The 24,519-nt window shown below is 46.3% G+C and carries 22 protein-coding genes and 1 pseudogene; 15 read left to right on the forward strand and 8 right to left on the reverse strand.

Going from position 1 to position 24,519, the window contains the following annotated elements; translation table 11 throughout:
- Window positions 1–243: 243 nt before the first annotated feature.
- The 11 genes from NYR52_RS03550 (at window position 244) to NYR52_RS03600 (ending at window position 11,362) form a co-directional block, all read left to right on the forward strand.
- On the forward strand, window positions 244–960 hold the full coding sequence (locus NYR52_RS03550) for an MFS transporter (protein WP_259436719.1): 717 nt from the start codon (window positions 244–246) through the stop codon (window positions 958–960).
- Window positions 961–1,004: 44 nt separating this feature from the next.
- The gene (locus NYR52_RS03555; RefSeq protein WP_375163172.1) at window positions 1,005–1,283 is read left to right on the forward strand and encodes a hypothetical protein; all 279 of its coding nucleotides are present in this window, start codon (window positions 1,005–1,007) and stop codon (window positions 1,281–1,283) included.
- A 198-nt stretch (window positions 1,284–1,481) separates the two neighbouring features.
- A complete protein-coding gene (locus tag NYR52_RS03560; RefSeq protein WP_132219689.1) occupies window positions 1,482–1,961 on the forward strand; it encodes a PH domain-containing protein in 480 nt (159 codons plus the stop codon).
- Window positions 1,948–3,450 carry a PH domain-containing protein gene (locus NYR52_RS03565; protein ID WP_259436293.1) on the forward strand — a complete coding sequence of 501 codons (1,503 nt, stop codon included), beginning with the start codon at window positions 1,948–1,950 and terminating at the stop codon, window positions 3,448–3,450. Before NYR52_RS03560 ends, NYR52_RS03565 begins: the two co-directional genes overlap by 14 nt.
- Before the next feature lie 240 nt (window positions 3,451–3,690).
- Window positions 3,691–4,320 carry a DUF2238 domain-containing protein gene (locus tag NYR52_RS03570; RefSeq protein ID WP_132219691.1) on the forward strand — a complete coding sequence of 210 codons (630 nt, stop codon included), beginning with the start codon at window positions 3,691–3,693 and terminating at the stop codon, window positions 4,318–4,320.
- Window positions 4,321–4,609: 289 nt separating this feature from the next.
- Window positions 4,610–5,227 carry a DUF2306 domain-containing protein gene (locus NYR52_RS03575; RefSeq protein WP_259436294.1) on the forward strand — a complete coding sequence of 206 codons (618 nt, stop codon included), beginning with the start codon at window positions 4,610–4,612 and terminating at the stop codon, window positions 5,225–5,227.
- Between the two features lie 240 nt (window positions 5,228–5,467).
- A complete protein-coding gene (locus NYR52_RS03580) occupies window positions 5,468–6,700 on the forward strand; it encodes a cell wall-binding repeat-containing protein (RefSeq protein ID WP_259436295.1) in 1,233 nt (410 codons plus the stop codon).
- Between the two features lie 121 nt (window positions 6,701–6,821).
- A complete protein-coding gene (locus NYR52_RS03585; protein WP_259436296.1) occupies window positions 6,822–7,619 on the forward strand; it encodes a response regulator transcription factor in 798 nt (265 codons plus the stop codon).
- Window positions 7,549–8,463 (forward strand): sensor histidine kinase, encoded by a 915-nt coding sequence (locus tag NYR52_RS03590; protein WP_259436297.1) that lies wholly within the window; start codon window positions 7,549–7,551, stop codon window positions 8,461–8,463. Before NYR52_RS03585 ends, NYR52_RS03590 begins: the two co-directional genes overlap by 71 nt.
- A 210-nt stretch (window positions 8,464–8,673) precedes the next feature.
- Window positions 8,674–8,874 carry a copper ion binding protein gene (locus NYR52_RS03595; protein WP_022737913.1) on the forward strand — a complete coding sequence of 67 codons (201 nt, stop codon included), beginning with the start codon at window positions 8,674–8,676 and terminating at the stop codon, window positions 8,872–8,874.
- A gap of 82 nt (window positions 8,875–8,956) precedes the next feature.
- The gene (locus NYR52_RS03600; protein ID WP_259436298.1) at window positions 8,957–11,362 is read left to right on the forward strand and encodes a heavy metal translocating P-type ATPase; all 2,406 of its coding nucleotides are present in this window, start codon (window positions 8,957–8,959) and stop codon (window positions 11,360–11,362) included.
- Between the two features lie 92 nt (window positions 11,363–11,454).
- Here NYR52_RS03600 and NYR52_RS03605 read toward each other — a convergent pair whose 3' ends face one another.
- The gene (locus tag NYR52_RS03605) at window positions 11,455–12,663 is read right to left on the reverse strand and encodes a cytochrome P450 (protein WP_259436299.1); all 1,209 of its coding nucleotides are present in this window, start codon (window positions 12,661–12,663) and stop codon (window positions 11,455–11,457) included.
- Window positions 12,664–12,787: 124 nt separating this feature from the next.
- Here NYR52_RS03605 and NYR52_RS03610 point away from each other — a divergent pair, with 124 nt between their 5' ends.
- A complete protein-coding gene (locus NYR52_RS03610; protein WP_259436720.1) occupies window positions 12,788–13,315 on the forward strand; it encodes a PadR family transcriptional regulator in 528 nt (175 codons plus the stop codon).
- 93 nt (window positions 13,316–13,408) lie between these two features.
- Here NYR52_RS03610 and NYR52_RS03615 read toward each other — a convergent pair whose 3' ends face one another.
- Genes NYR52_RS03615 through NYR52_RS03625 form a run of 3 tightly spaced genes read right to left on the reverse strand, consistent with a single transcriptional unit; the run spans window position 13,409 to window position 17,128 of the window.
- Window positions 13,409–14,521 carry a Ger(x)C family spore germination protein gene (locus NYR52_RS03615; protein WP_259436300.1) on the reverse strand — a complete coding sequence of 371 codons (1,113 nt, stop codon included), beginning with the start codon at window positions 14,519–14,521 and terminating at the stop codon, window positions 13,409–13,411.
- Window positions 14,518–15,618 carry a GerAB/ArcD/ProY family transporter gene (locus tag NYR52_RS03620; RefSeq protein WP_259436301.1) on the reverse strand — a complete coding sequence of 367 codons (1,101 nt, stop codon included), beginning with the start codon at window positions 15,616–15,618 and terminating at the stop codon, window positions 14,518–14,520. Before NYR52_RS03620 ends, NYR52_RS03615 begins: the two co-directional genes overlap by 4 nt.
- Window positions 15,602–17,128: a spore germination protein gene (locus NYR52_RS03625; RefSeq protein ID WP_259436302.1), complete on the reverse strand. Its 1,527-nt coding sequence runs from the start codon at window positions 17,126–17,128 to the stop codon at window positions 15,602–15,604. Before NYR52_RS03625 ends, NYR52_RS03620 begins: the two co-directional genes overlap by 17 nt.
- A gap of 232 nt (window positions 17,129–17,360) precedes the next feature.
- Here NYR52_RS03625 and NYR52_RS03630 point away from each other — a divergent pair, with 232 nt between their 5' ends.
- On the forward strand, window positions 17,361–17,906 hold the full coding sequence (locus tag NYR52_RS03630) for a hypothetical protein (protein WP_132219700.1): 546 nt from the start codon (window positions 17,361–17,363) through the stop codon (window positions 17,904–17,906).
- Window positions 17,907–17,994: 88 nt separating this feature from the next.
- Here NYR52_RS03630 and NYR52_RS03635 read toward each other — a convergent pair whose 3' ends face one another.
- Window positions 17,995–19,152, reverse strand: a complete 1,158-nt coding sequence (locus tag NYR52_RS03635; RefSeq protein WP_375163193.1) for a polysaccharide deacetylase family protein — start codon at window positions 19,150–19,152, stop codon at window positions 17,995–17,997.
- Window positions 19,126–19,704, reverse strand: a pseudogene (locus tag NYR52_RS03640) (lytic polysaccharide monooxygenase); the annotation flags it as partial. The pseudogene NYR52_RS03640 and the gene NYR52_RS03635, both read right to left, overlap by 27 nt.
- Before the next feature lie 407 nt (window positions 19,705–20,111).
- Between NYR52_RS03640 and NYR52_RS03645 the strand changes: the two are divergent.
- Window positions 20,112–21,179 (forward strand): glycoside hydrolase family 64 protein, encoded by a 1,068-nt coding sequence (locus tag NYR52_RS03645; protein ID WP_259436303.1) that lies wholly within the window; start codon window positions 20,112–20,114, stop codon window positions 21,177–21,179.
- Between the two features lie 91 nt (window positions 21,180–21,270).
- On the opposite strand, the gene trmB is transcribed toward NYR52_RS03645, so the two are convergent.
- Together trmB and NYR52_RS03655 are read right to left on the reverse strand one after the other, a co-directional pair.
- Complete coding sequence (trmB, locus tag NYR52_RS03650) at window positions 21,271–21,912, reverse strand: tRNA (guanosine(46)-N7)-methyltransferase TrmB (protein ID WP_259436304.1); 642 nt, start codon at window positions 21,910–21,912, stop codon at window positions 21,271–21,273.
- Window positions 21,913–22,330: 418 nt separating this feature from the next.
- On the reverse strand, window positions 22,331–23,131 hold the full coding sequence (locus tag NYR52_RS03655; protein ID WP_259436305.1) for a hypothetical protein: 801 nt from the start codon (window positions 23,129–23,131) through the stop codon (window positions 22,331–22,333).
- Window positions 23,132–23,448: 317 nt separating this feature from the next.
- Here NYR52_RS03655 and NYR52_RS03660 point away from each other — a divergent pair, with 317 nt between their 5' ends.
- Window positions 23,449–24,516, forward strand: a complete 1,068-nt coding sequence (locus NYR52_RS03660) for a carbohydrate binding domain-containing protein (RefSeq protein ID WP_259436306.1) — start codon at window positions 23,449–23,451, stop codon at window positions 24,514–24,516.
- Window positions 24,517–24,519 lie beyond the last annotated feature (3 nt).

A 24,519-nucleotide genomic window follows, 5' to 3' on the forward strand; every position in this document is an offset into this window, starting at 1 on the left:
ACAATACCAAAAGATAGCCTTTCGGAAATTAAGCAAATTGGAAAGAGGTGCATGGGGTGAAGAGTGGGCTGCTACGACGAAATCTATATTTTCGTTATCTATGGTTTGCACAGTCAGGTAGTTTTTTGGGGGATTGGTTTAATCAAGTGGCGATCACGCAAACGGTATTGAGCTGACTAATTCCGCTTCGGCCGTCGGCATGTTGCTTTTATTTCGCGCATTGCCTCATGTGATCTTAGGTCTATTGCCAGTCCACTTGTAGACAAATGGTCTAAAAAAAACATCATGATCGTGACAGATATCGTCCGAGCTTTTCTTGTGTTGAGTTTTATATTAGCAATTTACTTCAAAAGTGTATGGATCTTATATGTTAGTTCATTTGTCTTCGGGTTGATGAGTGTGTTATTTAATCCAGCCAAACAAGCCTTTTTGCCATTGATCGTTGACCGTAAGGATTTGGCAGAAGCAAATGCTTTTTCCTCTGCAACAAGCGCAGTGGTAAATATTATTGGTGCGGTCTTGGGTGGGATCGTATCGGCCGGTTTTAGCCCAGTGACGTGTTTTATTGTAAACTCCTTGTCCTTTTTCTGGTCAGCGCTTTACGTATACAAAATCAAGTACCAGGAAAGTAAGAAAGTGGAGGAACAAAAAACGCCGTATCTCCAGTCATTGAAAGAAGGGTTTGTGGAAACGAAACGGAATAATCTGGTTCGCTACATCATTTTGATTGGATTGACTTGGGGGTTAGTTGGTGGCGGATATTACATTTTGATCCCCTATCTTGGAAACAACATTTATCATATGGGCGGACTGGTAATTGGGGCGCTGTATGCGATTGACGGGCTGGGGATTTTGTTGGGAACCTATTTCGTCAAAAAATATATCAACAGTCATATCAAACGGGCCTTAACCAGTTTTGGTATAGCCTATGCATTCCAATCCATTTTTTTGTGTTGTTAACACAAACCACCGATTTTTATTATGGGGCTCTATGTTTATTTTTAATGAGAGTTTGCGGTGGAGTCATTATTCCCTTAAGCACTTATATGGTTCAGCTGGTTACCACCGATGAGATCCGCGGTCGGGTTTTCGCTGTCTATGATTCTTCCTATACGGGTGTGATGCAAGTTTCATATTTAGGAAGTGGTTACGCTTATGAACATTATGGCGTTCCCATTGTTGGAGCTGTCAGTGGAGCGGTGTCGATGTTGTGCGGGGTGATATGGTTGTCTCAAGTAATGAGAGGGAAGTTTCATATGTTTTTGGAGACGGCGGAAAAATAGATTTTAAAATATTTATGTATTTATAAATTGATATTCTTGTCGAAAGTGGTTATGCAACGGTTTTAATCGGGAATATTGCAAACAAAGTGGGATGATCGAGGTGTAAACCAAGATTGCAAACAATAGGGAAAATCATGTTGTAAATGTCGAAAAACTTCGATCTTGCAACAAGAAAAGGCCTATCGAGGAGAGGGTTAAGTGAGTAACGATCAATTTAAGCGATTGGACCCAAAAATGGTGGCGGCTAAAAAGCAAGAAGGTGTCATTACTTTGTTTGTATATGGATTGATTTGCCTTGCATTGCTTTACTGCACGTTTCAGTGGGATTGGCCGATGTGGATTTTCGTTGTTGCAATAAGTTTGACCATCGCTTCTGCACCGTTTGATATTTATTTTGTGCCGAGGTGGACATATCAGCGATGGAGGTATTGCATCAGCGAAACCAGTATCCAAATCGAAAAAGGCATCTTTTTTAAACGGAAAATATTAATTCCCATGGGGAAAATTCAACATGTTGATGCAAAACAAGGGCCTATTTTAAAAAAGTATGGCTTGTCCACCGTGATCTTATCGACAGCTGCAGGCAGTCATGAAATTCCGGGGCTAGCGGAAGAAACAGCCGATTCTATCCGTAAAGAGATCGAAAAGCATGTGAGGTTAGACGATGAACAAGTCTGAAAAGGTAGTGAAGCACCGCCTCCATCCTGTTTCTATGCTCTATTTTATGGTTACCGTTGTGAAGGAGTCTTTCTCATTTATTTGGCTGTTTCCGCTAATCGTTTTATATGTGCACCAACACATCAGTGAGCAAATTTCCTCCTTAGCCATCGGGATTGTTTCTGTTGTGGTCCTGCTGATGTTGTTTTTGATTGTTGTTTTTTTAAGATGGCGATCATTTACTTACGAAATTCACGAACAGGCGATATATATTGAATCGGGGTTGTTTGTAACGAAGAAAAGATGGGTGACGCCAGATCGCATTCAATCGATCGATTCTACCGTGCGCGTGTATGACCATTTCTTTTCCACGCGAACCTTAACCATTGAACTCGCCGGAGGAGAGGAGTCCAGTATCACTCTCAGCTGCATCTCCAGCGAAGAAGAAAAGCGCATCCGTGGGGTTTTGGGGGCGCAAGCCGGAGACAAGCCCGCTGATCCGTTTGGGGAGTCCGTGATTCGGTTGTCTAAGAATGACCTGATTTTGCACAGCCTTTTCTCCCCTAGATTCGGGGCTGTGTTTACACTCCTGTCTGTCGGGTTCTTCAAGTATTTGGATGTGACGGAAGAGGCGGATCGCAACCTTTTGATTCATTATTTATCTAGCTGGTTTGGCGCAAACTGGATCATCCTGACGCTTGTCATTCTGTTGTTTTTATCATTTGCCATTTCTTTGCTGACGACTTTTACAAGTGATTATGACTTCACGTTGCATAAGAATGACAAAGGGGAACTTGAAATCACGCAAGGGCTGTTTGAAAAGAAAAAGCGGACGATTGCCCAAAACCGTATTCAGGCCCTGTGGATCATCGAGCGGCCATTGCCTCGCCTCTTGGGATATGTGTCAATCGAAGCGGTTGTTATTCGCAATGGACAAGATAAAGAAACACAAAAAAACATCACTCTTCTTCCCTTTGTTCAAAAAGATATGGCCCTGTCCATGCTGGAACCTTTAACAGGATATCATGTGGATAGTCATTTGCACCGTCTCACAAAGAAAGCGAAGTTTTCTTACATGGGGATTCCATTGATCCTGGGATGCCTTCTTGCCATTCCAGTCTGGTTGTTTGTACCAGGCCTGTATCATTATGCGGCTCCGCTCATCCCGCTGGGATTGTTCTTCTCAGGGTGGATGGAATACCGGAAGATCGGTTGGAATCAAAGTGAGAACTTTTTAACCTTGCAATTTGGAAAGGTGACCCGCAAAACGGCGTTGATTAAACGCGGGCGCGTTCAATGGGCATCCCTGCGCCAAACAGCGTTGCAAGCAAAAAAACACTTGGCATCTGTGCGGGTTGCGGTGGCCTCTGGGAAAGTGAAAGTAAGCATGGGATTGCGTCATATCCCTCTGGCGGAAGCAGACAGGATTTATCGATACACGCTCAAACCAAAGAGAGAGACCAACGTGGCCAGTGTGGATCAGAGTGCGTCACGCGAGGCAAATGGGTGATAGCATTGATTGTTGCTAAGACATAGATTGGTGATTCGCTTAGGAAAGTCTACGGATTTGTAGACTTTCTCTTTTTGTGCCTGCTGGATGAATGAAATTAACAGCATCAATTGACAATGGATTGTCTCCGGTTGTCAAAATCGCGCAAATGGCTCTGCATGCCGTGGAGGAAAAATTGTATGATTTATTGCTTTTTTGCCCAATATAATACTGAATCTGAGGATAGAAGAGGACGGCTGGATGAGAGAGCGAGTTTTGTATATTTTGATGATCATCTCCGTATTGGGGGTGTGGATTTGGTCTGCGATTCAGCCGGCTGATCGCAAGCTGTGGTTTTATGAAATGATTCCGGCTGTGTTGTTGCTGTTGGCACTCATTTTTACTTATCGATCACTGCCCTTTACTCCCTTAACTTACTTTTTCGCTTGGGTTGGCATGATCGTAATGCTGATAGGGGCGCATTATACATATGGTAGCATGCCTTTGTTTGACATGTTGAAAGATGCCTGTGGTTTTTCGAGGAATCATTTTGATCGGTTGGGGCATTTCTTGCAAGGGGTGTTGCCCTCTCTTTTTTTCAGAGAAATCCTGATCAGAAGAAACCTGGTTCACAGAGGTTGGGTCTGGTTTTTTATTATCAGCATCAGTACGTTTTTTAGTGCAGGATATGAGATATTCGAATTTCTCTATGGACGGTTGATGGGCGAAAACATGGAAGACTTTTTGGGAACGCAAGGGGACCAGTGGGATTCGCATTGGGATATCATCTCTGCCATGTTGGGCTCTACATTTGTTTTATTATTTTTGAGTGGGTGGCAGGATCGGCTTATTCAAAAAGAAAAACAGATGTCAACGCGCGTCTCTGGTTAAAAATAAATGAAGGGTTCGCCCCTTCCAAAAACAGAGATTCGGCTTCGAGCCATATTGTCAACCAAAGCAAGCGCCTTCTTAAACATAAGAAGGCGCTTTTTTGATGTTCTTCACCAAACAGCATTTCTTTTTGGTGAAGAAATGAAAAGGTATGCTGTATAAGTGGTATATGCTTTGGTGTTAAATAACACTTTCTAAACTATTTGATTTTCTTTATCATTGAGTATGATGTCCTGATATGGCGTTGCCTTGATCATGATGAATCCCATTTGCATAAGGAGTCGTGTTCATGAAGCGCAAACTGTTTATAGCCATCTTGTGTTTCATTGCAGTGATGTGGGTACTTCATACTCTGTCCAAAAATTTTATGGTTGACCCGTCGTTTCATTCTTTCTTAGCTAAAAAAGATGTCGCATTGACCAATCAAGAAATCTGGATCTTGATGATCCGGGCTCATATCCTGCTCGCTCTGGTAGCCTTGATTGCGGGGCCGATCGGGTTGAGCAAACGGATTCGTGTCAAATTTGCGCCCGTTCACACGTGGAGCGGGAGAATCTATGTCTTATCCATTCTGTTGAATTTCTTTCCAAGCATATATGTGTCTTTCTTTGCTTCTGGTGGCATGCCCAGCACGATCGGCTTTCTATTGCTAAACACTCTCTGGGTAGTAAGCACTGTGCTTGGGTACACATCGATCAGAAAGAAGAACATGGTTCAACACACCAAGTGGATCATTCGTAGCTTATTTCTTTCCTTCGCCAATATGACCATTTATATGATTGTGGCCGTCACGCATCATGGTTTTAAGCTTGAATATGGGTTGGCTTATTCTATTGCCGTTTGGCTGAGTTGGATGGTCAATTTGCTCATTGCTGAATGGACAATCAGGAGAAAATTGATTTATTAATATGTGCAGATGCAAAGAAACCGACTCCTGTCTTACAGGTTAGTCGGTTTCCTTGCGTTATGGCTCCAATAGATATTGGGTTACTCCCACTTCCCAAAAGGCGCCTGACTTCATTGTCGGGCGCCTTTTTTTGCTTTCTTTCCATGACCTTCATCTTCATAAGAATCTCATATTTTTGTTTTAAGATGTTTTCATGAATATATACAGTGGTGATAATGATGCCAAAGGGGGAACTGTCAGATGAAACGACTCACTCTCATGTCCGTTCAATTGCTGATGGGCATGGCTGTCGTTTTGACGGCTTGCAATAATGGAAACCATACTAACAACATGCAAGGAACGGATCATAGCAAGATGGGTCATGGAAGTAGCGGAGTGACGGAGCAAGGAGTAACGCAAAACCTCCTTACGCTAAACACGAAAAATGTGACACGGGTCAACCATGATGATCCTGTCAAGGTGGCTGTAACAACCTCACAAACCGTTTGGCCGGCGACCATGGATCAGAATCGGCCAAGTACCGTGATTTTGGGATTGAAAGGGGACTGGAATGTGAATTTGCCTTCTGTCACCTTAATCCATCATCCTAACAACGGTCCGTTGCTCTATGCTGAGAAAGACCGCATCCCGGCCGATACGATGAAAGAGATTCAAAGATTAAAGCCATTGGGAAGCCCAGCAAATGACGGCGTTCAGGTGATATTGATTGGTGATTTCGCTACCAATGTAAAGCAGCAGTTGGTGGAAAAAGGGTTTAAGGTGGACAGCATTGCCGGGAATGAACCGGCGCAAATGGCGAACAAACTGGATGCATATTACGCCGAAGCAAGCGGCGGCAAGCTCCCTGAAGGAGTGATTGTCGGCTCATTGGACGCACCGCAATACACCTTGCCTGCGGCCAACTGGATTGCACACATGCCGGAATCCCTCCTTTATGTGAAGAAAGACAGCATCCCCAATCCGACGGTCGATGCATTGAAGAAAAGAGCGGGGAAAGCTAATATTTACATATTGGGGCCAGAACAAGTCATATCCAAAGCGGTGGAAGAGCAATTAAAAGAATACGGCAAAGTGACTCGTATCAGCGGGGCCAATCCGGAAGAGAATGCGATTGCGTTTGCCCAATATAAAGACCAGGATACGGGCTTTGGTTGGGGTGTGACGGAGCCGGGGCATGGATTTACGTTTCATCGAGCTGACCATGTGGATGCGGCCATCCCCACAGCCGCTTTTGCCCATCTGGGGAAACATGCTCCGATGCTGATCTTGGATGGAGAAGGTCTTTCAAATAAACTGCACGAATATCTCATGCGGTTGCAACCCAAATTCAAGGATGATCCCACCGTGGGTCCGTACAACCATGGCTATGTGATAGGTACGAGCAAAACGATTCCTTTTGTCACGCAAGGAATGATTGATCAAATGCTTGAAATTACATCTGAGGATGGAGGCGGCCATGGTGGCCATCACTGAAGCGATCAGTGGATGAAATAAAGAGGCGTTTATTTGGCCCGGAGCGGATGGTAGCTTCAGGGCCGTTTTTGCGAGAAACTGATCCGCTGTCCAATGCAAAAAAGGAGATGGGGAATCAGAAATGAGAAAAATTTTGATTGTGGATGATGAGGAAAAGATACGTGAAGTGTTGGTTTCCTACCTTGAGAAGGAAGGTTACGCAACGCTGGAGGCGGCAAACGGGACTGAGGCACTAAAGTTGTTTAATGAAGAAGCGCCTGATTTGGTAATCCTGGATCTGATGTTGCCGGATGTTTCCGGGGAAACGGTCTGTCAGCGCATCCGCGGGCAATCGCCTGTTCCGATTTTGATGTTGACGGCAAAAATCTCGGAAGGGAGCAGGATTGAGGGATTTGCTTTAGGTGCGGATGATTATGTGATTAAGCCGTTTAGTCCCCGGGAAGTGGTGGCCCGCCTAAAAGCCATCTTGCGCCGTTCGCATCAGGACTTGTTGGCGTCGCGTATCTCTTACCGGGACGGGGAGTTGATGATAGACACGGACAGGAAAGAAGTGTTAATAAGAGGAGAGGCGGTTTCTTTAACACCAGCTGAGTTTAAGTTGTTATTGATCCTTGCCCGTCATCCCGATCGCTCCTTTTCCCGTGAGGAGTTGATTGAAAAAGCGTTTGGCGTGGGCCTTTGTTTGGGTGGCGTCAGGAATGATCTGTTTGTCTGCTGCCATATTCATCATGGGCATGCATTATCATTTGTCCTTGTTTTTAAAAGAGATTCCGTTGCCCAATCCGCAAGTGATCAATTTAAGCCATCACTTCGAACAGGCCTTGATTCAATCGATTGTGTGGACGTCGGTGGGCACGATCATCTTGGCCGTAGTGATCAGTTTTTATGTCGCCCAAAAGATTGCTGCCCCTTTGATTGAAATGAGAAAGGCGGCGGAGAAAATCACCAAGGGGAACTTGGAGATGCGGGTCCATTTGGAAGGCAAAGACGAATTGTCTGAGCTGGGACAAGCATTGAATCATTTGACGGAGGAACTGAAAAAACAAGAAGCATTAAGGCGCATGCTGACCTCGGACATCGCGCATGAGCTGCGGACGCCACTTGCGACCCTAAAGAGCCACATGGAAGCGTTTGAGGACGGCATCTGGGAACCGACGCCGGAACGAATCCGGTCTTGCCACGAAGAATTGGAGCGATTGATTCATCTGGTTGGAGATTTGGAGCAATTAACCAATGTGGAATCACCCGGATTCACATTGCGCAAAAAAAGAGAGTGTTTGGGAGAGATTGTCGAGCAAAGTATGAAAGCGATGGAAACCGCATTTCGGACAAAGAACATTCAATTGAAGAAGGTAATTTCGACTGAGATCCCCGTATGTGTCGATCGGAACCGGATCATGCAAATATTGATTAACCTGTTGTCCAATGCTTTGAAATTCACACCACCAGGCGGAACGGTTTCCATCGAGGTGAAAGAAGAGGACGGCAAAGCATACATCATTGTGAAAGACACAGGTGTGGGAATTCCCGCTTCAGAGACGGCAAAAGTGTTTGAGCGGTTTTATCGCGTGGACAAGTCGCGTAGCCGAAAGTCGGGTGGTAGCGGGCTTGGCCTTACGATCGTGAAAAAGCTGGTCGAAGCGCATGAAGGGACGGTAGAAATCCAAAGTAACCTAAATGAAGGAACGCGTGTGGTAATCATGTTGAACAAGGAGAAGCCTGCTGATTGTAAACAGGAAGGGCATGGACAACATACGAATTGAACAACACGCCTTTACATACCTTATGGGGGTATAGTATATTGAAGGTGAGCAGAGAACACGCAATGAATCGTACCCGATTTGACCTAGTGAAATCTAGTTGCAAGAAACAGTGTGGGGAGCATTCTGCTTGAATTCATGTGTAAAGTTGCGTAGTAGACCGGTAGGATGGAGACACTAACGTTATCGATGAGATAAAAGGAGAGAAGCAAAATGAAAAAAGTTGAATTGCGGGTAGAAGGCATGTCTTGCGGCCATTGCGTCAATGCGATTGAAGGCGCATTGAAGAAACTGCATGCGCATGCCGTGGTTGATCTGGCCAGCAAGATCGTAACTGTGGAATTTGATGAGAATGACCTAAGCGTGGATCGGATTAAAGAGGCGATTGAGGAGCAAGGATACGATGTGATGTAACGCCTCTTATTGGAGGGCTCATTTTTTTAGGCTCCAATATACCCCATAGCGGTATGTTGGAGCCGCGAAAGGGGATTGGAGCATGTCCACTAGACAAGCGAACATACGGATATCTGGCATGACGTGCGCTGCTTGCGCCAATCGGATCGAAAAAGTCCTGAAACGAATGGATGGAGTGACTGAAGCCAATGTGAATTTCACTTTGGAGAAGGCCACTATTTCTTATGATCCGGAGCTTGTCAGCCTCTTGGCACTGGAAGAAAAGATTGCGTCCCTGGGTTTTGAGACAGTGAAGGAAACGGCTGAACTCGAGTTAAGCGGCATGACGTGCGCCGCTTGTGCAAATCGGATCGAAAAGGGATTAAACAAAGTGCCTGGCGTAACCAAAGCAACAGTAAATTTCGCTTTGGAAACAGCCAGAATCGAGTATCAACCCGATGAAGCAAATGTACAAGACTTCATCAATAAAGTAGAACAATTGGGTTACCGAGCGAAGGTTAAAGATGAAGGCAATCAAGAGGATCAGCGGCAGAAAGAAATCCAAAAACAGCAACGAAAGTTCTTATTCTCAGTTATTCTTTCTTTTCCGTTATTGTGGGCGATGGTGAGCCACTTTACGTTCACTTCATGGATTTGGTTACCTGAGCTGTTTATGAATCCATGGTTTCAGCTTGCTCTGGCCACACCGGTGCAGTTTATTATCGGCGGACATTTCTATGTTGGTGCGTATAAAGCGTTGCGAAACAAAAGCGCCAACATGGACGTGTTGGTGGCGCTCGGTACGTCGGCTGCTTATTTTTACAGTATCTATCTAACGGTTCAATCGATAGGGCACGGCACGCATCAGATGGAATTGTACTATGAAACCAGCGCGATTCTTATCACGCTGATCATTCTTGGCAAACTGTTTGAAGCTCGAGCCAAAGGTCGCTCTTCCGAAGCGATCAAGAAGCTCATGGGATTGCAAGCGAAGACGGCGTTGGTGGTCCGTGACGGCAAAGAGGAAAGCGTTCCGATAGAACAAGTGAGAGTCGGTGACCTGCTGATTGTCAAGCCGGGAGAGAAAATTCCGGTTGATGGGGAAGTAGTTGATGGCTTATCAGCTGTTGACGAATCCATGTTGACAGGGGAAAGCATCCCCGTTGAAAAACGGATCGGAGATTCCGTGATCGGTGCCACGATCAACAAACATGGGCGCTTGGTTGTGAAGGCGACCCGGGTGGGGAAGGACACATCATTGGCGCAAATCATCAAAGTGGTAGAAGAAGCCCAAGGATCAAAAGCGCCGATCCAACGGGTGGCGGACCGGATTTCAGGGGTGTTTGTGCCGATTGTGGTTGCGATAGCTGCTGTTGCGTTTCTGGTGTGGTTTTTGCTTGTCGATCCAGGGCAATTCGCCAATGCTCTTGAAAAAGCGATTGCTGTGCTGGTGATCGCCTGCCCCTGCGCCTTGGGCTTGGCCACGCCCACCTCGATCATGGCAGGTTCCGGACGGGCGGCGGAGCTGGGTGTTTTGTTCAAAGGCGGGGAACATCTCGAAATGACCCAACAAATCGATACGGTTGTTCTTGATAAAACAGGGACGATCACGATGGGCAAGCCGCAACTGACGGATGTGATTCTGGCTGAAGGAATGGACGAAACGGAATTTCTAGCCTTGGTTGGGGCGACAGAAAAACATTCAGAGCATCCACTGGCGGAGGCGATTGTGGAAGGGATTCAAGAGAAGGGAATCTCTATTGCACGTGCGGAAGCATTTGAAGCGCTCCCCGGCTTTGGGGTGCGTGCAACAGTTCAAGGCAAAGAAGTTTTGATCGGGACAAGGAAGTTGATGGCACAACATCAAGTAGATGTAGAAGAGATTTCACCCCGGATGTCTCAGCTTGAAACCGCTGGAAAAACAGCTATGCTGGTCGCTGTTGACAAGCAGTATGCCGGTTTGCTGGCTGTTGCAGATACGGTGAAAGCGACTTCCAAAGAAGCTATTCGCCGTTTAAAAGACTTGGGAGCCGAAGTGATCATGATCACGGGGGACAACCAGCGGACGGCGCAAGCCATTGGTGAGGAAGTGGGAGTTGACCGGGTCTTGGCTGAGGTGTTGCCTGAGGGGAAAGCCGAAGAAGTGAAAAAGCTGCAACAAAGCGGAAGGAAAGTGGCCATGGTCGGAGATGGGATTAATGACGCACCAGCTCTTGCTGTGGCAGATATCGGCATGGCGATGGGGACAGGCACAGATGTGGCCATGGAAGCAGCTGACATCACGCTGATCCGCGGAGATTTAAACAGTGTCGCCGACGCCATGTTAATGAGCAAGAAAACGATGAGAAACATTAAGCAAAACCTATTCTGGGCCTTTGCTTACAATGTGATCGGTATCCCTGTGGCCGCGTTGGGGTTCCTCGCACCTTGGGTTGCCGGTGCTGCCATGGCGCTTAGTTCTGTCTCGGTTGTGTTAAATGCATTAAGGTTGCAAAGAGTGAAGTTGTGAAGTTGTAAAGCGGGATCACCAGCCAGTGATCCCGCATTCACAAAATGGTTTGGAGTAGTTGACTAGTGATTGTTATACGGACAAACAAGCGTTTAAGCCGTTTCTACGCAGATCGGCAAACTCTTCAGGGATTGGCCTGTGGCCGATTGAATCAGGTGTTCGGTCACGTCAAACGCTTCCACCGGGCGAATGTCGGCAAACCGTTTTACAAAGGTGGACAAAGCGATGTTCGCTTCCATACGAGCCAGCGGAGCGCCCAAGCAGAAATGCGGGCCGGCACCAAAGGTTAGATGCGTTTGATTGTTAGGGCGGTGAATATCGAATGTTTCTGCATTGGCAAATTGCGATTCATCTCGGTTTGCGGAACCCATCCACGCGATGATGATCTGTCCTTTTTTCATCTTGTGCCCAAAGACGGTGGTATCTTGAGCCACTTGGCGATCTATGGCAACAGGAAACCGGTAGCGCAACACTTCTTCAACCAACTTGGGAATCGCTGTTGAATCGGCTCGCATCTCCTGATAGATGCCTGGTTGGTCAAACAACATGGAGTAAAACATATTAGATATCAGCATGGTTGTGGTTTCATTTCCCGCGCCTAAGAGTCCTATGCCGGACATCACCACTTCCATATCTGTCAGTTGTTCGCCTTTCGTTAAGTCAGAGAGGATGTCATCGGCGGGATGTTTCCGTTTTTCTTGCACGATAGGGTATAAGTACTCTTGAAATTCTTTCATGGCTCGCGCTTTCTGGTCGGCGATGTCACCAAACGTTTCTCTCTCATAGGGGTAAAAGAGAATGTCTGACCAGGCTTTGATCTTTTCTCTGTCTTGGGAAGGGACACCCAACAATTTGGCGATGACAATCACGGGCAGGGGAATAGCCAGCTGTTGCACAATGTCCACCGTCGTCTGACCTTCCATATCTGCGACCAACTCGTCAGCAATGGCTTGGATCCGCGGTTCCCATTCTTTCAGGCTTCGAGGTGTAAACGCTTGGGCGAGGAGGGCTCGGCGATGCCGGTGTTCCGGTGGATCGCAAAAATTGACATTGCTTCGGTTATTCACTCTGGGAACGGGAATTAAACTGCGTTCTTTTTTGTTGGAGAATAGCTGGTGATCAAAAAGCACGCGTTTGGCATGATCATACAAAAACACATTCCAGACGTCTTGTTCGGCATCATAAAACACCGGGTTATGTTCTCTCATTTGTTTATACCAGGAAAAAGGGTTCCATTGGTCCAGTTTTGAATTGAGCTTGGATATTTCGTGCAAAAGGATGGTTTTACTCGTTGAACGCATGACAATCCCTCCTTGTGTTAAAATGACCTATGTTAAATATACATATGCCAACCTATGTTAATTTAACATATTAAATAAGTGCCAGAAAACCATTTTCACAAAGAATTCAGAATGGGTGATGACAGTGTATGCAGAGATTTTAATCTTGGGACAACTCCTGACAGGCCCCAAACATGGTTATGAGATAAAGAAAAACATTCAAGAGGCGCTCGGTGAGGAATTTGAAATCAATAATAACCTGTTGTACCCTACTTTGCGCCGATTTCTGGAGATGGGAGCCATCTCCAAAGAAGTTGTCAAGGTTGAAGGCAAACCAAATCGACATGTCTACTTTATAACTGATGTCGGGGAAGAGATATTTAATGAAATGATCCGGGAATTCCCAAGCAAATTGGCTGCCAACCAATCTGAATTTTTGGTGCGAGTGGCATTGTTTGACTGGTTGGAACAAGATATGCAACAGGAGATTCTTATGAAGAGACAAGAAGTGTTGCAGAAAAAGCTTGACTTCTACCGCCATATTGAAACTACCCATCCTAAAAAGCCTTTTGTGATTGAAGTCATTCGTTTTCAAAAGTCCCAGGTTGAACATGAATTGGCCTGGATTGAGGCATTGCGACAAAAAGGGGAAACGCTCGAGATAAAGGGTTGATGTCAGCATCATCGTCGATCAGATGCCTCCCGGCGAAATCCAACGGGGAGAACAAACCTTTAGCAAAAAAAAACAGCCGCCTGATTTAGGCAGCTAAAAAATGATCCCTGTTTCCAGGATTTTGACTTTTATTTGAGGATGGAAACGAACCTTGGCATAATCTTTTTCCCAATCTTGTTTCTTCCAGAATTCGGGATGAAATGCAGCGAGATGACGCCCGATGCTCAAGGCATCACAGTTCGCCCGCTGCATTTTGTCCAACATGTGTTTGACTTCAAGGGTCAATGCGCGGGACAACTCACGGTTAAGCTGTTCCAGACGCCCCGAATCAGCCAAACGGTCTTCCGGAAATTCGGCCACTTTCGCATAGACCGTGCCGGAATAAGTGACATCGATCCCTCCGCTAGAGGAGATTTTCACTTCTCTCTTCAGTCGGGGCTTGAGCATGTCGATCGTGATGTAACTGGTGGGGTTTTCCCCGTGTTGGGGGTGAATTTTTAACGTCAGTTGTGCCTTCTTTGTGATTTCATTGATCAGCATCAAATACAAAACGGATTCTCTCCGGTTTAACTCGCCTGTCCATTTGTCCCCGTGGAATAGGGCCGTTCCCACTGCGGCCACTTCGCCATTCCCTGTTTTTCTCAACAGCGGGATCAGGAAGTCTTGCCCCGGTTCCAGAAGCAGGGAACAAATGCTTTGCACATTGGTCCTGGGGAGGACACCGGCTTCTTCTTCGCTTTCCAACACTTCGTCCACATGCTCGGCAATCAAGGTATCACCCACGCGGCGCAGGTAGAATACTTCGCTGGCTTCTCCGTCAACAATGGCTATCCGGGAGTTGAGGGAGGCGCGGGGATCACGGTAAAACACATCCAGATGGGGGAAAATCCCTTTTTTAGCGATTCCTTCCCCGAACAATAATGCCCTCACCTTATAAGTTTCCAGTTTTTCAGAGATACTGCTGTCCAGCAGATCGCGTGTCTGGCGTGCCGTGTTTCCAATCACGCTGTGAACTTCATTTGAAGGAGCTTTGATATCCCCAGAGGGCATGTTGCGGATCACGATGGTTGTTTTCACTTTTCCATGCGGCGCCTGGTCAAATCCCATCCCATAGATTAAACGGGCGTCCCGCAAAGAGGATCGATCCCAACATCCGGGCAAAAACAGGAGACTGACACTGACCAAAAGCAACATGATTCGCTTCATGCATTTGTCTCCCCTTTCACTTTGAACAGATAAGACCATCCCAGTAGCAAAAGCGGCACCGCAATAATCATGATGAAACTCCCAATCGAGAAGATTTTGTCGTACAACTGGATCTTCTCAGGTTGCCCAGCCCACATGGCAAGTATGAAACAAATAATGCCCGCCCACCACGCCGCTTTTTTATGATTCCCTTTGTGATAATATTGTCCCAGGCCCATCATGCTCATAAAGATGTAAGAGATGAACGTGGTGAATACGCTCACGCTCCAGATGGACAAAAAGATCAAATCAATGCGCTCAATAACATTGAAAGTGAAGCTCTTTAATATGTACAAAAGGGGTTCAGGAATCACTTCGATCTCTCTGGGACTGAAGATGACTAAGCTGGTGAATGTCATAAAGGCGTACAAGAGAGTGACGATCAAGTTTGCCAAGGAAATGGCTTTCAGTTTCCCGCCGCTCTTCCCTTCGACAAAAGGATAAGCCAATAGGATCAGCTCAAACCCCACCATGGAAAAGAACGCTTTTTGCGAGCCTTTGATAATATTGAGCCACCCTGCTTCCGTCAGCGGGAAGATGTAATCCGGATGGATGTTAACCGTCAGCGAATAAATGGTCAATGCCAAGAAAACGGGAATCAAAATACTTGTTGCCACTAAAAAGCGGGAGATGGTGCGCAGGTTTTCCACCGCCATGTACATGCAAGTGCCGATCACGATCAATATGACTACCCATCTCGGGGTTGCAGGCAATATCCAACGGCTGACGATGTCGCTGAACAAGACGAGGATATCCGCTGCGGTAAAGAGGGCATACGATACATATGCCAATCCCAGAATGGTGCCTGCGAACTTTCCAAACAGTTTTGGGAGAAATTCGTAGATCGTTGAGTAAGGAAAACGCTTGACCAATGCCCAGAGGAGCAAAATGACCAGTTGGCTGATCAACCCAGCGATTAAAATAGATATCCAGCCAGCACCTTTCGCCTCAGATTGGACTTGATGGGGCAGGGATAACACACCCACCCCAATCTGAGTTTGCAAAACCAAAAACATAAATTGCCCTTGTGTAATGGTGTTATCAGTTATCTTCATCATCTTTCCATCCTCTCGATGGCTCCTCTTGCTTCATGCGTTGGGGATGGGGGTCATGTGGGCGTTGATTCAATTTCCAAATAGGCAGCCGGATAAAGGTATCCTTCATGTCTTTGACGCGAAGCGGCGCAAAGGGTGCTAAGTATGGCGTGCCAAAAGACTCAAGCTTAACCAGGTGCATGAAGATAATGACCATTCCTACCACAATGCCAAAAAAACCGAAGGAGAATGCAGCCAGCATTTGTGGAAACCGCAACACCCGGATAGCTGTGCTCATCTCGTGGGATGGCACCACGAACGAAGAGATCGCCGTGAGCGCGACAACAATTAACATGGTATTGGAAACTAATCCCGCCCGGACAACCGCGTCCCCAATGACCAGACCGCCGACAATACCAATCGTTTGCCCGACACGGCTGGGGAGCCGGATTCCCGCTTCCCGTATCAATTCAATGGTTAACTCCATCAATAAAGCTTCGATGATGGCGGGAAACGGAACATGTTCAATCGAGCTTTTCATGCTATAAATTAATGAAATATGGAGAACTTCGGGATGAAACTCTACAATGGCGATATATAAAGAAGGAAGCAAAAAAGCGATCAAAAAACTCATCAGCCTTACAAATCGGACAAACGATCCGATCATCCACCGGCTGTGATAATCGTCCGGTGTTTGGTAAAAAGCGAATAATGTTACGGGAAGCACGACGGCTGTGGGATCACCTTCTCCCAACATGACAACGCGCCCTTCCATTAGGTTGGAGACGACCCGGTCGGGCCTTTCCGTATACAATACCTGAGGGAAGGGGGACGCCGGGCGGTCCTCCATAAATTCTGTCATAAAACCGGGTGAGATGATGGTGTCAGTCCGAATCGCTTTGATCCTCTTTTCAACCTCTTTCACCAAATCAGGGTGGGCCAGATTGCGCATATAGAGCATAACTAGTTTGGATTGGGTCTCCGTTCCTACGCGGAAAAATTTCACCGTGAGATTTGGATTTTGGATTCGGTGGCGGATATTGTACAGATTTACCCTGATGTTTTCCACCAATCCGTCGTGCGCTCCGCGAACCACGGTCTCGTTGTCGGGTTCAGCCATGTTTCTTTTTTCAGTGGCGTCTGTTCCGACGATGAAGGCTTGTTCGGATCGGCTAAACAATAAGATGCTGTCTCCGCGCACCAAATGTTCAATGATTTTATCGAAGCTCTCCGTTTGTTGCAGATAAGTTGCGATGATCACTTCTTCCAGCTTGCCTTCCCGGACTTTTACCAGAGGCTTAATGATTGATTTTTGCACCTGGCTTTGATCCGTTAAGGCTTCAATGAACACAAGAACGCCTTTTTGGCCATTGAACTCGATGGAACGGAAAACCAAATCCTGCGAATGACAAAGTTTTTCTTTTATGGTATCGATATTTTCCTGCAAAGAAGAAGACACGCGCGTGGCAGTGTCCTCCACTTTGGCAGTTTGCTCGCTTTTTCGTCTTTTTCTTCCTCTAAATATGGATCTCATTGTCGCTCCCCATTTGCGTTGAAAACGTTGTTTATAATAAAATTGTGACCCAATTTGGAGATGACAATTCGTCGTGGGTTATAAAATCATTTATCTAAGTGGGTTGAATTTGTTGGTATACTTAATGGATGAATTTGTTTACGGCTGTAAAACTATCCGAATAAGAATATTCTTCTGATATAATGTAATCGGGCTGTTTACCATATATAGATAGATGAACGGGGTGTGCAATATGAGCAGCATTACCATTGATCCAGATCAGGGATTGGCTTGGTGTGAACGGCTGGCGCAGTTTCGTGTGGAACTGGAGCAAATCTCAGGATACATAAAAGAGGAAGAGAATAGATCAATTGAATGCACGTTAAAAAAAGATAAAAGAATGCATGAACCAAACGAGTCGGTAGATGTGGTAGATCAATTAGCTTTTCACACTCTGAATGAGGATTGCCAAGCCGATGAACCGGTTCAGGAACCCGTGTTTTTCAATAGACGTCCGGTTAAGTTGTTTAAACGGGCTCGCATGGTTGAGCATCCATCATCTGGAGCCCTTCAATCCAAGGCAAGGGGAGCGATCAAAGAGCTTCACCATTTGTCCGAGCAGGTTGAACAGCAGTTGAAGCATGGAAAAATCGATAAGGACCAATTGATCAAGCTAAATAAAAAATTGGGTGAATTCCAGATCAACTATGGACATATCGCCGCTGTCGCGGTCACCATATCTGCCATGATCAGCGGTTTAAACGATCTGGTTGAATTGATTCAAAAGCTGCAACCTTGACCGGATGAAACGCCGAAACCCACCTCGTTTTCGCTTATGCGAAAGAGGTGGGTTTTGTTTTCAATGAAGGGATATCCGATGAAGTTTTTTATTTGTAAGCCGGTTTGCCCAGCAATTGGTTCACGGTGACAAGTTCATACCCTTGGCTTCTGAGCTGGGAAATGAGGGTACGCAAGGCTTGTACGGTGCTTGTACGGTCGCCTCCGGCATCATGCATGAGGATGATGCTTCCGTTTTGTGCATTGGAAATCACTGTTTGCACTATTTCTTCTGGTGATTTGCCCTTCCAATCTTCGGTGTCCACATCCCATTTGATCACAGATAAATTTCTTTCTCCAAGCGTGGACAATACTTCGTCATTCACTTCCCCATAAGGTGGGCGCATCAGGTTCATCTCTTTTCCCGTCACCTTTTTTACAATGTCTCGGGTGCGATCCAGCTCCTTGGCAACGTCTTTTTTGGCGATTTGTGGGAGATGAGGATGATTCCAAGAGTGGTTAGCGATCACATGACCATCATCCACAATTCGTTTGGCAAGGTCGGGATGGTTCTTGACACTGCTTCCCAGCACGAAAAAGGTTGCTTTCGCTTTTTGTTCTTTTAAGATATCAAGAACTTGCGGAGTGAATTGCGCGTTTGGCCCGTCATCGAAAGTAAGGGCGATCCGTTTGGCGGTGCGGGGTCCATTCTCAATAACGGTGGCTGGTTGAACGGGTGAGGTCGATGGCTTTTTATTTTCGTCAGTATTGGGCTGTTTGTTTTCATCCGTGTTTGTTTTTTTGTTTTCATCGGGATTTGGCTTTTGCTGTGTATCTTCAGCCGGTGTTTTTTCTTTATCTGCCAAGTATTCATTGATTTTCTTCATCAATCGTTTAATCTCTTCTAACAGTCCTTGCTCTTTATCTTCTGGTTCTGTGTTTGCAGGCTTCTGGTATTTTTGATGGTTGTGATGATGGTGGGTCTGATTGTCGGCAATGGGTTTCCACAATGCTGGTACGATAGACGGTTGCCAATTTGGCAGGGAGGAATGGGCCTGGATGCATTCGTATGTGGTGCCATTGAAGGTGACGATATCGCCCACTTTGTAATCGTGGTACGCTTTCCAATCTGTTTTAACGGAATCGGTCGGTTTTTTCTCAGGGGTATTTGTATTAGGTGGTATGGGTGGTTGCTGAGTTGTGTCCTTTTTTTCGTCGGGTTTGTTCGTTTGATCTTTGTGGTTGTCTTGGGTGCCGTTGTTATTCAAATTTACATCAATGACTTGATAAAAAGCATTCGACGTGTCGGCGATTTCCCAAACACCGAGGATCAAGTGATAACCGCTGCGGTCAGTCGGCACATTGCATTTGTGTTCTTCGATGGCAGAGGGGCGTTTGCCACCGAAGTCATGCGTACAAAACAATTCGAGATTGGCTCGGGTTAAGCCCATTTCAGGCTTCCAGCCCTTTTTGGTGATGTAGTATTTCCAATTTGACGTGGCGTGTGCTGCGGTCAGCATCCATTTGAAGGTTTGTTCGCCACCATTTAAGTTGACTTTTGTCCAGCGATCCGGCGCTTGAACGTCCAGCTCTGCAAAATCTCCCCGGACACCGCCGCTGGCGATTTTGTTGTCTGCCGGCCCGCCGTTCGGAAATCCTTTTGGCGCTTCGATGCTTTGCGGCTCATATTGGATTTGGCCGCAATTGACGTTTTGGCCCTGTTTGCACAGATAAGAACGGCTGGCAGGTGCCTCGATATAACCGTGAGCAAAGGTGCTTTCAGCAAACAAAAGCATCCCGGCTCCGGTTAGCAAAAGCATTCCAAACGCCGTAAGGAGTTGCGAACCTCTGCACAACAGTTTTTTTCTAATTGGTTGCTGCGCCATGATTACTGCCTCCCAACAATCTTGAAAGATATGATTTTGAAATAAGGAAAATATATCATAAAAAGATTTTGTTATAAATATTCTAAATCAAATTTTTGTGAAGAAACCATTAAAAATTAAAATGGTGTTTTGGCATAATTGGCGAGAATGACAAAAAAATGCAGATTATCGTCGGCAAAAATTGTAAAACGATCACTTTTTTATTGATATTTAAAAAGAAATTATTGACTAACTATTTGGAATATCATATTATTTTTTTACTGATTCATGGTTATTCGCATCTATGCGTTTAATCATGGATGAAGCATTTCTTCAAGGAGAATCACAAGGAGGTCAAGTGGATGTTCAAAAAGAGATTCCTCTCGCTCTGTTTGGGTCTCGCTTTGCTAGGAATGAGTTTGTCCATCACTTCCCCTACGTCAGCCGCATCTCCTTCAGTCGGATCGATTCCGGCGTCTTCCATTCCTGCTCCGACTGGCAATGGCGTCATGACAGTGAAAGTGATGAATGGAACCAATGGTGCTTATAGTGACGATCAAATTTATTGGGGTGTCATTGGTATTGATCCGGCCACAGGCCGTTGGAGCTATTTGGACTTGAATGGCTATCTGCATCCAATCTCCACTGCATTGAACGACGCCCCTGGGCATTTGACGAAAAATGGCGTGAACTATGCCAACATTTATCACAGAGTGAGTGATGCCGAGTGGGTCAGCCTGCCGAAAATCACTTCTGGTAGAATGTTTCTTTGCGTAGGATCGCCGTGTTACATCAAAACATATGACAACGGCTTTGCTGGACCGGACTTCAACAACCCCACTGATCCCAACTTAGATGTTTTCTTGGATTTTGTAGAGTTTACAGTGGATGATGCCGGCTATCATGGCAATACCACTCGTGTGGACGGATTTGGATTCCCTATTCAACACAGATTGGTGAATAAAGCAGGAAACTATGACAGAACAGTCGGTGAACTTGAGTCGGAGACCCGTGCAGGCTTATTTAGCAAATATGTGAATGAAGTGCCTTCAGAATTCAAATCGTTAGCCTCATTGCAAGCTCCTTATCGCATTGTTGCCCCCATTTACGGACCTTTTGCTCCTGGACGTGAACATAGCAATTACTTCGCCAGTGTTACTCCGATACCGACACAGGACATTTTCCGCTGTATTGGTGCAGCCGCCGATCCTCGGACTTGCGCCAATCTGAACCGCAATGGCTACGATGACCAGTGGAACGGGCCGCAAAACCCCGCAAATCCCGCTCCCGCTAACCATTATGCGGCTTTTTGGCATAATCACAGCATCGACCGTTTGGCTTACGGATTCCCTTATGATGATGTGAACAATCAAGCTGCGTATCTGGAAGTCGGCGATCCCAAAGGGTTGATTATCCGGGTTGCGTGGTAAGTTGCACAGAATTGTTTAACAGAAGCCATCCTTTTCCCGTTGGGAGAAGGGTGGTTTTTTCTTGGGGACGATAGTGGGGTAGGATGTTTTTTTATCGCGGAGGAACCACTCGGGCGTAAAAAATATTATAACCCATGTCAATGGAGATCTCTTCCCACTCCGACATCACATCCGGATCGTACCACTCGCTGTGAAGAAGATCATCCGTCTGTTCCAACACTTCCCAGCCTGACTTGGCGAACGCTTCCATGGAGAAGTCATAAAAGCCGGTATGATCCGTTTTGAAGATGAGATCTCCGTGGCTGGATAGCAGATCGCGATAAATCTTTAAAAAGCGAGGATGGGTCAATCGTTTTTTGGCGTGTACCTTTTCTTCCCACGGTGTACTGAAGTTCAAGTAGAAGCGGTTTACCTGTCCCGGTGTGAAGATTTGTGGCAATTGTGCGATATCCATCCATATGTAACGCAGGTTGCTGTACGGTGTGATCTTTCTTTGTCGTAGGGCTTGGAATAGGTGTTCTGGTTTTTTCTCGATGCCGATCCAGTTGGTTTTGGGGTGTTTCCGGGCGGATTGGGTTAAAAATCGTCCCTTTCCCGTGCCCAAGTCCACATGAAGGGGGCGGTTCGGATGGGCGAACAAAGCGCGAACCTCGCCTTTGCTGAGGGTTTGTCCCTGTTTGTAAGGGGTGGTGACCAACACCGGATCGGCCAAAGGATTTTTGGAGAATGTCATACGGTTTTACCACTCTTCCCATAAATTTTACCAGTGATAAGCTTTGCCAGGGTTCTGAAGGATGGCAACGCGCTTGACTGCTGATAACGGAGCAGCTGCGTAAGGTGGATGTAAATGAGGGTTAATGGAATGCCTGATTGAAAGAAAAAAGATTAAATGAATGAGTAAGGAGTGCAGTTCCCAAGGAATCGTGCAAAAATGAGCTGTATTTTTTGGGAAACGAAGACATAAGTTTGGCCTGCGAGCAGTCCATTCTTTTATCGAATGTTCCACCGCAGGCACTTTTTTTTTGTTTTTTTGTTATGTTTGTTTGCTGAAAAAAGACAAGAAACGATTGCTGAAACGATTTGCTACATCTTCATACTCACTGAAGGAACGTGCGCATTTCAACAGAATCACAGCTTGATGCTGTTGTGATTCAGGTGTTTCTCTGTCCAAAGACCTTGGGCCAGGTGACATGGTAGTAGATGAAAAGGTTGATCGCAGTGACAATCGCGACCAATACGGTAGCGACAGCGATCATCAAGTTCCGTTTGGTGTACTTCATGTCGTGATCTGCCTTTTGCATATCCTTTCGGGCCTTGTCCATGTCCACATGGGCCTTTTGGATGTCCACATCGATCTTTTGGATATCCCGTTGGCCTTTGGCGGTGTCTACTGCGGCCTTGTTGGTCTCCTCCACCGTCTTCTTGAGCGTCAGAAGCTTGCTCTGAAGCTCAAGAAGTTTGGTGACCTCATCTACTTCGCAATTGCCCAAGTGCTGAAGCATCAGCTCGGTGATCTGCTCGACGGAGTTGCACTGACCAATTCCTCTGAAAAACGCTTCGTAGTCAGCGAGTTTTTTTCCAGAGGCTGGCTTGGCTGCAGTTGAAGCGTTCGCACCACTGGCACCAGGTTTCGGAGCGAGGCTGTTCCCAATTGAAATGAACGCTTGGGAAAGCTTGCTCATGATCTCGGTCAGTTGCTTGTCCTGTTCCGAGATTTGAGCACGAACGTCTCCAAGCAGCTTGGTCAGCTGCTGGAGCCCATCGCCAGACTCCTTGGACAACTTTTGCACCTGTGCCGAGAGATGTTGGGTCGATTTAACGACCTCGTCCAACTTTTGTTGAACATCTTCGGCTTTGGCAGTGTCTTGGACAAGGCGTTGGAGAGTCTCGACGATTCTCGCAACGTCAGCAGAAATGTTGGTTCCTTCAGGATTGGTAGATTGGTGATTCATGTTGATGGTGGCTGCGTGAAAAGCTGAGATGATGTGATAGATTGGGTTGCGGTGTTTTGACTGGAACGGATTGACGCGTCTGCAGATGTGAAAGCTAGTGTTTGGACACTTGTATTATAAATGATAAAATGCATATAGTAAATTGATTTATAATATTCGGAGGAAAAAATTTTTTCTCTTATCCGCTGGTTGAGGATGGGGTGCATTGAAGAAATGACAACAGGTTGTCAATAACGATCGAATTATTCCCTATTGAAAAAATATTATAATGAATATTAATTGGTAAGAAACTCTAGATGAAAGAAAGGAGGAGCCTTGTGAGGAATAAGGCACCACAGGAAACAGCGTTCTCCTCCTTGAAGGGGTTTGATACGTCCCAAAAAGGTGCAGGCCATCTTATCAAAGAAACGAGTAAAAAATCGGCTCCTTTCTCCGGATTGGACGTGATAGGAAAGGTGGGGGAAGGATTGGCGGCGATCCCACTGAAACCCGTGTTGATTGGTGCAGTGGCTATCGCAGTTGTGGCTGGTGGAGGGTATTTTGCCATGCAGTGGAAGAGTGCCAGTCAACAAGCAGCAAGGGCGCCTGAATCGCAAACACCACCTAAGCCGGTCATCGCCCAAAACCGACAGTTTCACCCGAAGCTCTGGGTGTACAGAATGGGGATCGAGACGGGAGCGCAGGGGAAGTTGACGGCAGTAAGTGAACCGGAAAAAACAAAAGACATGAAAGATACAACCCCAGTGGAGGGAGGCGAGAAATCCGCAGCTGAACAGACCGACTCGATGGTCGCGAACAAGGCAAAAACGACAGCGGAGGCGCTAAGCCGCGACCAAGCAGAAAGAAGAACGCAACCGGCAGGGACAAGCAGTGCGACGGTGGCAAAAGCTTCAACGGTGCAAAAGCCTGCCACTAATGCTTCCAAGCGGCTCATCGGGGTAAACGTGTTGAAAAACAGCGGGTTTGAAAATGGTCTTACGAACTGGCTCAGTTGGAATCCTGCGGGCCAAGGGCCGATTCACGCCATTGCCACGGATTATCCCTATAAGGGCAAGGGCGATTTGGTACATTGGTCTGACCGTGCTTACCAACATAAAACATATCAAATAATCACTAATTTGCCGGATGGAACGTATGTTGCACGCGTGTGGGTGCGCTCTGGCGGCGGGCAAAGAAAATTGACCTTGGAGGTGACCCGTCACAATCATGGTGAAGGGTCCGTGGTAACCGACATTGGAAGAAATGCCTTGCCCGACAAGTGGAAACAGATGACCTCCCCCAAAATCAAGGTGCGGGGTGGTACGGTACATGTCGGGGTATATTCCGACGCTCAAGCCGGTAATTGGGCCGACTTTGACAACTTGGAGTTTGTACGTGTGGAGTGATTT

It is taken from the genome of Laceyella sacchari (genome assembly GCF_024927925.1).
Classification (GTDB): domain Bacteria; phylum Bacillota; class Bacilli; order Thermoactinomycetales; family Thermoactinomycetaceae; genus Laceyella; species Laceyella sacchari.